Genomic DNA, 9,544 nt, shown 5'->3' on the forward strand with positions numbered 1-9,544 from the left:
GGGACGGATTCCCCCTACCATGGCGCCTGTTCCACTTTGTGCGACCCCATGGCCCGACTGCCCCGCCTGACCCTTGCCGGCTACCCGCACCACGTGATCCAGCGCGGCAACAACCGCCAGGCCATCTTCGCCGACCGGCAGGACCACGAAACCATGCTGGCCCTGCTGACTGAGCAGGCCCGCCGCTGCGGTGTGGCCGTCCATGCCTACGTGCTCATGGGCAACCACTTTCACCTGCTGGCCACCCCCCAGACGGCCGACGGACTGCCACTGATGATGCAGGCCGTGGGGCGCAGCTACGTGCGCTACTTCAACAACCGCCACGCGCGCACCGGCACGCTGTGGGAGGGGCGCTACCGCTCCACCGTGCTGCAGCCCGAGCGTTATTTGCTTGCCTGCATGGCCTACATGGACCTGAATCCGGTGCGCTCCGGCGCCACCGCGCAGGCGGTGGACTACCCCTGGTCCAGCCACGCCCATTGCCTGGGCCTGCGCAACGACCGGCTCATCACGCCGCATGCGTTGTTCTGGGCGCTGGGCAACACGCCCTTCGCCCGCGAGGCGGCCTACGCCGCGCTGGTGCAGGCGGGCGTCGGCCGGCTGCAGCAGCAGGCGCTGACCGATTCCGCACTCACCGGCTGGGCCCTGGGAGACGCCGCGTTCGTGCAGGCGTTGCAACAGCAGACGGAGCGGCGGGTGGTCAAAGGCAAGGCCGGCCGCCCGCCCGCAATGCCGAGACCCATTCCCGAATAATTCCTTCAGGCCATATGGCGAAGAGCTTCATTGCTCCTGAATTTGATGTGTCCCCAATAAAAATAAATGCGATCTATTCTCATCAATAATATGAATCTGACCCCATTTAAAGTGCTTGCCCGACCTTGCTGCGATGCACTAATCTTGCGCTCCCTGCGACCCATTTCCGAGGAGAGCGCCATGACGACGGCTGCCGAGATCCAATACCTGCAAGAGCACGGTCTCTATTCATCCACCCAAGAGCACGACGCGTGCGGCCTGGGCTTCGTGGCCCACATCAAGGGGGTGAAGCGCCACGACATCGTGACGCAGGCGCTCAAGATCCTCGAAAACATCGACCACCGCGGCGCCGTGGGCGCCGACAAGCTCATGGGCGATGGCGCGGGCATCCTGATCCAGATCCCCGACGCGCTCTACCGCGAAGAGATGGCCCGGGCCGGCACGGCCCCCGACGGCTCCACCGGCGTGGTGCTGCCGCCCTCCGGCGAATACGGCGTCGGCATGATCTTCCTGCCCAAGGAGCACGCCTCGCGCCTGGCCTGCGAGCAGGAGATGGAGCGCGCCATCAAGGCCGAGGGCCAGGTGCTGCTGGGCTGGCGCGACGTGCCGGTCAACCGCGACATGCCGATGTCGCCCACCGTGCGCAAGAAGGAGCCCATCCTGCGCCAGGTCTTCATCGGCCGTGGCAACGACGTGATCGTGCAGGACGCGCTGGAGCGCAAGCTGTACGTGATCCGCAAGACGGCCAGCGCCGCCATCCAGAACCTCAAGCTCAAGCACAGCAAAGAGTATTACGTGCCCAGCATGTCCAGCCGCACGGTGGTCTACAAGGGCCTGCTGCTGGCCGACCAGGTGGGTACCTATTACCTGGATCTGCAGGACGAGCGCTGCGTCTCGGCCGTGGGCCTGGTGCACCAGCGCTTTTCCACCAACACCTTCCCCGAATGGCCGCTGGCCCACCCGTACCGCTACGTCGCGCACAACGGCGAGATCAACACCGTCAAGGGCAACTACAACTGGATGAAGGCGCGCGAGGGCGTGATGGCCTCGCCCGTGCTCGCGGCCGACCTCAAGAAGCTCTACCCCATCAGCTTCGCCGACCAGTCCGACACCGCCACGTTCGACAACTGCCTCGAACTGCTGACCATGGCCGGCTACCCCATCAGCCAGGCCGTGATGATGATGATCCCCGAGCCGTGGGAGCAGCACACCACCATGGACGAGCGCCGCCGCGCGTTCTACGAATACCACGCCGCGATGATGGAGCCCTGGGACGGCCCGGCCTCCATCGTGTTCACCGACGGCCGCCAGATCGGCGCAACGCTGGACCGCAACGGCCTGCGCCCCTCGCGCTACTGCATCACCGACGACGATCTGGTCGTGATGGCCTCCGAGTCCGGCGTGCTGCCGATCCCCGAGAACAAGATCGTGCGCAAGTGGCGCCTGCAGCCCGGCAAGATGTTCCTGATCGATCTGGAGCAGGGCCGCATGATCGACGACGAGGAGCTCAAGGCCAACGTCGTCAACACCAAGCCCTACAAGCAGTGGATCGAGAACCTGCGCATCAAGCTCGACAGCGTGGGCGGCGAGGCGCCGGCCGGTCCGCTGCCGGCCGAACTGCCGCTGCTCGACCGCCAGCAGGCCTTCGGCTACACGCAGGAAGACATCAAGTTCCTGATGGCGCCCATGGCCAAGAACGGCGAAGAGGGCATCGGCTCCATGGGCAACGACAGCCCGCTGGCCGTGCTGTCGGGCAAGAACAAGCCGCTGTACAACTACTTCAAGCAGCTCTTCGCCCAGGTGACGAACCCGCCGATCGACCCGATCCGCGAGGCCATCGTGATGTCGCTCAACAGCTTCATCGGCCCCAAGCCCAACCTGCTGGACATCAACCAGGTCAACCCGCCGATGCGGCTCGAAGTGAGCCAGCCCATCCTGGACTTCGCCGGCATGGCCAAGCTGCATGCCATCGAAAAGCACACGCAGGGCAAGTTCAAGAGCGCGACCATCGACATCACCTACCCGCTGGATTGGGGCCGCGAAGGCGTGGAGGCCAAGCTGGCCTCGCTGTGCGCGCAGGCGGTCGATGCCATCAAGGGCGGCGCCAACATCCTCATCATCAGCGACCGTGCCGTGAACGCCACGCAGGTGGCCATCCCCGCGCTGCTGGCGCTGTCGGCCATCCACCAGCACCTGGTGCGCGAAGGTCTGCGCACCACGGCCGGCCTGGTGGTGGAGACCGGCACGGCGCGCGAGGTGCACCACTTCGCCGTGCTGGCCGGCTACGGCGCCGAGGCCGTGCACCCCTACCTCGCCATGGAAACCCTGGCCGAGATGCACGCCGGCATGCCGGGCGATCTGTCGCCCGATAAAGCCATCTACAACTACGTGAAGGCCATCGGCAAGGGCCTGTCGAAGATCATGTCCAAGATGGGCGTGTCCACGTACATGAGCTACTGCGGCGCGCAGCTGTTCGAGGCCATCGGCCTGAACACCGACACCATCGTCAAGTACTTCACCGGCACCGCCAGCCGCGTGGAAGGCATCGGCGTGTTCGAGATCGCCGAAGAAGCCATCCGCATGCACAAGGCCGCGTTCGGCGACGACCCGGTGCTGGAAACCATGCTGGACGCCGGCGGCGAATACGCCTGGCGCGCGCGCGGCGAAGAGCACATGTGGAGCCCCGACGCCATTGCCAAGCTGCAGCATTCCACGCGCGCCAACAACTGGAACACGTACAAGGAATACGCCCAGCTCATCAACGACCAGAGCCGCCGCCACATGACCCTGCGCGGCCTGTTCGAATTCAAGTTCGACCCGACCAAGGCCATTGCCGTGGACGAGGTCGAATCGGCCAAGGAGATCGTCAAGCGCTTCGCCACCGGCGCCATGTCGCTCGGATCGATCTCCACCGAGGCGCACGCCACGCTGGCCGTGGCCATGAATCGCATCGGCGGCAAGAGCAACACGGGCGAGGGCGGCGAGGATGCCGCGCGCTACCGCCAGGAACTGAAGGGCATTCCGATCAAGCAGGGCGACACGCTCAAGAGCGTGATCGGCGCCGAGAACGTCGAGGTCGACCTGACGCTGCAGGACGGCGACTCGCTGCGCAGCCGCATCAAGCAGGTGGCGTCGGGCCGCTTCGGCGTCACGGCCGAATACCTGTCGTCGGCCGACCAGATCCAGATCAAGATGGCCCAGGGCGCCAAGCCCGGCGAGGGCGGCCAGCTGCCCGGCGGCAAGGTCACCAACTACATCGGCAAGCTGCGCCACAGCGTGCCCGGCGTGGGCCTGATCTCGCCCCCGCCGCACCATGACATCTATTCGATCGAGGACCTGGCCCAGCTCATCCACGACCTGAAGAACGTGGCGCCGCACGCCAGCATCAGCACCAAGCTGGTGTCCGAAGTGGGCGTGGGCACCATCGCCGCGGGCGTGACCAAGTGCAAGAGCGACCACCTGGTGATCGCCGGGCACGACGGCGGCACGGGCGCATCGCCCTGGTCGTCCATCAAGCACGCGGGCGGCCCGTGGGAGATCGGCCTGGCCGAAACCCAGCAGACCCTGGTGCTCAACCGCCTGCGCGGCCGCGTGCGCGTGCAGGCCGACGGCCAGATGAAGACCGGCCGCGACGTCGCCATCGGCGCGCTGCTGGGTGCCGACGAGTTCGGCTTCGCCACCGCGCCGCTGGTGGTCGAGGGCTGCATCATGATGCGCAAGTGCCACCTGAACACCTGCCCCGTGGGCGTGGCCACGCAGGACCCCGAGCTGCGCAAGAAGTTCTCGGGCAAGCCCGAGCACGTGGTGAACTACTTCTTCTTCATCGCCGAAGAAGTGCGCCAGATCATGGCCCAGTTGGGCATCCGCAAGTTCGACGACCTCATCGGCCGCACCGACCTGCTCGACATGCGGGCCGGCATCGCCCACTGGAAGGCGCGCGGCCTGGATTTCGGCCGCCTGTTCGCCCAGCCGAACGTGCCGGCCGACGTGCCGCGCTTTCATGTCGACGTGCAGGACCACAACATCGAGAAGACCCTGGACCGCAAGCTCATCGAGCGCAGCCAGCCCGCCATCGAAAAGGGCGAGCGGGTGCAGTTCATCGAAGTGGCGCGCAACGTGAACCGCTCGGTGGGCGCCATGCTCTCGGGCGCCGTCACGCGCGCCCACCCTGAAGGCCTGCCGGACGACACCATCCGCATCCAGCTGGAAGGCACGGGCGGGCAGTCGTTCGGCGCGTTCCTCACGCGCGGCATCACGCTGTACCTGATCGGCGATGCCAACGACTACACCGGCAAGGGCCTGTCGGGCGGCCGCGTCATCGTGCGCCCGTCGATCGACTTCCGCGGCGACACCACGCGCAACACCATCGTGGGCAACACCGTGATGTACGGCGCCACCAGCGGCGAATCGTTCTTCGGCGGCGTGGCGGGCGAACGCTTCGCGGTGCGCCTGTCCGGCGCCTCCACCGTGGTGGAAGGCACCGGCGATCATGGCTGCGAATACATGACGGGCGGCACCGTGGTGGTGCTCGGCAAGACGGGCCGCAACTTCGCGGCCGGCATGAGCGGCGGCGTGGCCTACGTGTACGACGAGGACGGCCTGTTCGACACCCGCTGCAACCTGTCCATGGTGACGCTGGAGCGCATCCTGCCCGGCGACGAGCAGACCGCCAGCATCTCGCGCGGCATCTGGCACCGAGACCAGACCGACGAAGCCCAGCTCAAGAAGATGCTGGAAGACCACAACCGCTGGACCGGCAGCAAGCGTGCGCGCGAACTGCTGGACAACTGGGCGGCCTCGCGCGCCAAGTTCGTGAAGGTGTTCCCGACCGAATACAAGCGCGCGCTGTCCGAAATCCATGAACGCAAGGTGCTGGAGGAGCCCGCGACCCCCGCGGTCGCCCATCCTGCGAAGGAAGCGGTGCCCGCCAAGTAAGGCCCGCCCGATCCACCCGCACCGCATTCAACGATTCAAGGACAGACATCATGGGAAAGACCACCGGCTTCATGGAATACGAGCGCATCGAAGAGGGCTACAAGCCCGTCGGCGAGCGCCTGAAGCACTACAAGGAATTCGTCATCGGCCTGGATGACGCGCAGGCCAAGATCCAGGGCGCGCGCTGCATGGACTGCGGCACGCCGTTCTGCAACAACGGCTGCCCGGTCAACAACATCATTCCGGACTTCAACGACCTGGTGTACCAGCAGGACTGGAAGAGCGCCATCGCGGTGCTGCACAGCACCAACAACTTCCCCGAGTTCACTGGCCGCATCTGCCCCGCGCCCTGCGAGGCCGCCTGCGTGCTCAACGTGAACGACGACCCGGTGGGCATCAAGTCCATCGAGCACGCCATCATCGACCGCGCCTGGGCCGAGGGCTGGGTCAAGCCCCTGCCCCCGAAGCACAAGACCGGCAAAAAGGTCGCTGTGGTCGGCTCCGGCCCGGCCGGCATGGCGGCGGCGCAGCAACTGGCGCGCGCGGGCCACGACGTGACCCTGTTCGAGAAGAACGACCGCATCGGCGGCCTGCTGCGCTACGGCATTCCCGACTTCAAGATGGAGAAGTCGCACATCGACCGCCGTGCCGAGCAGATGGCCGCCGAGGGCGTCACCATCCGCACCGGCGTGTTCATCGGCGCCGCCAAGGACGGCCTGGGCAAGGGCTCCAAGGTCACCAACTGGGCCAAGGAAACCGTCACGCCCGAGCAACTGCAAAAGGACTTCGACGCCGTGCTGCTGACCGGCGGCGCCGAGCAGTCACGCGACCTGCCCGTGCCGGGCCGCGACCTGGACGGCGTGCACTTCGCGATGGAGTTCCTTCCTCAGCAGAACAAGGTCAACGCGGGCGACAAGCTCAAGGGCCAGTTGCGCGCCGATGGCAAGCACGTCATCGTGATCGGCGGTGGCGACACCGGCAGCGACTGCGTGGGCACCAGCAACCGCCACGGCGCCGTGAGCGTCACGCAGTTCGAGCTGATGCCCCAGCCGCCCGAGGTCGAGAACCGCCCCATGACCTGGCCCTACTGGCCGATCAAGCTGCGCACCAGCTCCAGCCACGAGGAGGGCTGCGAGCGCGAGTTCGCCATCTCCACCAAGGAACTGCTGGGCGAGAAGGGCAAGGTCACCGGCCTCAAGACCGTCCGCGTCGAATGGAAGGAAGGCAAGATGGTCGAGGTGGCTGGCAGCGAGCAGGTCCTCAAGGCCGACCTCGTGCTGCTGGCCATGGGCTTCGTGAGCCCCGTCGCGCAGGTGCTGGACGCCTTCGGCGTGGACAAGGATGCCCGCGGCAACGCAAAGGCCACCACCGATTTCGACGGCGGCTACGCCACCAACGTGCCCAAGGTGTTCGCCGCGGGCGACATGCGCCGGGGCCAGTCCCTGGTGGTGTGGGCCATCCGCGAAGGCCGCCAGGCCGCGCGCTCGGTGGACGAGTTCCTGATGGGGTACTCCGACTTGCCGCGCTGAGTCCCGTCAAAAGCGGCAGGCTTTGAAACGCCACGGCGCTCTTCGGAGCGCCGTTTTCTTTGCGCCGATGCGATGGCCCGAACGACCCAAAAAAAAGCCCCTGCCGAACGGCAGGGGCTTTCGTGGAAAGGCCAGCGTTTGCGGCGCGGCGCCGGTCGCCCTTTCCTTTCTCTTTTTCTCTGACCTCCCTCTCCTGCCGAAATCTGGCTGTCCATTCGTCACCGGAGAGCAGTTTTCGAGTTCCTGGTGATTCTTCGATCGCGTCGTTCAGCCCACGGATTCTGGCGGCGGGCCTTCTTTGTGCCCTTAACAGGGGCTGAGAAGTCCTGAAACGTTCTGAAATTTCTCGAGCCCCTGCGATCGGTGCGCGGTGCGGCTGTCCGCCTTGGCATCAAGAACGGCATCCTGCGGCACCGCTCCTGATTGCTATGAAAAAATGAGCGCCATGCCGGTGCATTCATTGCGCTGGAGGCTGTTTTGGCTCTGAGTCCTCAGAACTTGTATTGCACGCCCACCGTCACCTGCCGAGGGCTGCCGGGCATGACCCAGACGCGGTTGTAGGCGCTGTGGTAGTAGGTCTTGTCGAACAGGTTGTCCACGTCCAGCGACACGCGCAGGCGCTTGTCCAGGTTCCAGTAGGTGGTCAGCTTGGCCACGGTGTAGGCGGGCAGGCGCGGCTCGCCCGTGTCGCCGCGGCGCTCGCCCACGTGGGTGAAGCCGCCGCCCACGCCCAGCAGGCCGCCGCCGGCCAGCGCCCTTTCGTGCGTGACGAAGGCGCTGGCGCTCTGGCGGGCGAACTGGGTGATGAGCGGGTCGGCATCCAGGTAGGTGTAGCTCAGCGCCACGCGCCAGCCGGGCGCGACCCAGCCGGCCAGTTCGGCCTCCAGGCCCCGGTTGCGGACCTTGCCGGGCACCGGCACCAGGTACACGCCGTCGTCGTCCCAGGTGGCCGTGTTGCGCTTGCTGATGTCGAACAGCGCCACGCTGCCGCCCAGGCGCGCATCGGCGCTCTGCCACTTCATGCCCAGCTCGCGCGCGGTGCCGATCTCGGGCTGGATCTGCTGGCCGGACGCGGTGGTCTGGGCCTGCGCGCGGAACGATCGCCCGGCGCTGGCGTACACCGACACCTCGGGCGTGGCCAGCCAGGTCAGGCCCAGGCGCGGCGAGGTGGCGCTCGGGTCCTGGGTGGTGACGCGGCCCGTGCTGCGCTCGTCGATCTCGCCGCGGTAGCGGTCGTGGCGCACGCCGGCCAGGAGCTTCCACTGGGGCGTGAGGCTGATCTGGTCCTGCACGTAGAAGGCGGTGGTGCGGTCTTCCACCGTGCGGTCGATGGCGCGGGCCGTGAGCGCGGGCCGCGCGGCGGCGCCGTACACCGGGTTGGCCACGCTGATGCCGTAGCCGAAGCGGCCGCCGCCCGCCTGGGTGAGCATGGTCTGGTCCATGTCGAAGCGCGACACCTCGGCGCCGACCAGCAGCTCGTGCTGGAAGGCCCCGGTTGTGAGGCGCCCGTTCAGGTCGAGCTGCACCGTGGTGTCGTCGGACCGGAAGTCGCGGCGGATGAGCCGGCGGCACAGCCAGCCGCTGGCCTCGACCGAGGTCTGGCAGGGCGACGGGCCGTATTGGTGGGATTCGCTGGCCAGGCCCGCCAGCGTGTTGCGCTTGTATTGCAGGCCGGCGCGCAGGCTCCAGTCGGGCGACAGTGCCTGCTCCAGGAAGAACTGGTGCGTCTGGTTGTCCACGGTGATGTCTCCGTCGCCGGGTTCGCCGTAGAAGCGCGAGGTGGGCACCGCGCCCAATTGGCCGTTGACCGAGACCACGCCCCGGTCGAGCGGCGCGCGCTGGCGCAGCCACTCGCCGTCGTAGCGCAGCACGGTGTCGGGGCCGAGCTTCCAGGTGATGGCGGGGGCGATCAGCTCGCGGCGGCTGTGCACGAAGTCGCGGAAGCTGTCCTTGTCCTCCACCGACACGTTGAGGCGGTAGGCCAGCGTGGCGGGCTCGGTGGCGCTGCCGTTCAGCGGGCCGGTGCTGTCCAGCGCGATGCGCCTGGCGTCGTGCGTGCCGTAGTAGGCCTCGACCGAATGCGCGGCCTTGAACCGGGGCGGCTTGGTCACGACGTTCACCGTGCCGCCCGGCTCGCTGTTGCCGTACAGCGCACCCATGGTGCCCTTGAGGAATTCGAAGCGCTCCACGTTGGCGGTGTCGCGCGGCGCGTTGAAGCCGCGGTTGGCCGGCATGCCGTTGCGCAGCAGGCCCATGCCCATGTCTTCGTGGCCCACGAAGCCCCGCATGGCCACGTTGTCCCAGATGCCGCCGAAGTTGTTCTGCCG

Annotated in this window: 4 protein-coding genes; 3 read left to right on the top strand and 1 reads right to left on the bottom strand. The window is 67.0% G+C overall.

Annotated features, from left to right (window positions below):
• Positions 1-48: 48 nt before the first annotated feature.
• From AC27IQ_RS05085 to AC27IQ_RS05095, 3 genes are all read left to right on the top strand, one after another.
• Positions 49-753 carry a transposase gene (locus AC27IQ_RS05085; protein ID WP_487088652.1) on the top strand — a complete coding sequence of 235 codons (705 nt, stop codon included), beginning with the start codon at positions 49-51 and terminating at the stop codon, positions 751-753.
• A gap of 180 nt (positions 754-933) precedes the next feature.
• Positions 934-5,688, top strand: coding sequence for a glutamate synthase-related protein (locus tag AC27IQ_RS05090; protein WP_284425995.1), 4,755 nt, complete (start codon positions 934-936; stop codon positions 5,686-5,688).
• A gap of 50 nt (positions 5,689-5,738) precedes the next feature.
• Positions 5,739-7,217: a glutamate synthase subunit beta gene (locus tag AC27IQ_RS05095; RefSeq protein ID WP_487088654.1), complete on the top strand. Its 1,479-nt coding sequence runs from the start codon at positions 5,739-5,741 to the stop codon at positions 7,215-7,217.
• Between the two features lie 491 nt (positions 7,218-7,708).
• Here the strand turns inward: AC27IQ_RS05095 and AC27IQ_RS05100 are convergent.
• A partial coding sequence (locus AC27IQ_RS05100) for a TonB-dependent siderophore receptor (protein WP_487088656.1) occupies positions 7,709-9,544 on the bottom strand: 1,836 nt, incomplete at its 5' end.

It is taken from the genome of Acidovorax sp. KPB24-07 (genome assembly GCF_057543315.1).

Excerpts from the sequence above, each read along its gene's own strand:
- AC27IQ_RS05085 (WP_487088652.1), top strand. The coding sequence starts at position 49 with ATGGCCCGACTGCCCCGCCTGACCCTTGCCGGCTACCCGCACCACGTG.
- AC27IQ_RS05095 (WP_487088654.1), top strand. The coding sequence starts at position 5,739 with ATGGGAAAGACCACCGGCTTCATGGAATACGAGCGCATCGAAGAGGGC.
- AC27IQ_RS05090 (WP_284425995.1), top strand. The coding sequence starts at position 934 with ATGACGACGGCTGCCGAGATCCAATACCTGCAAGAGCACGGTCTCTAT.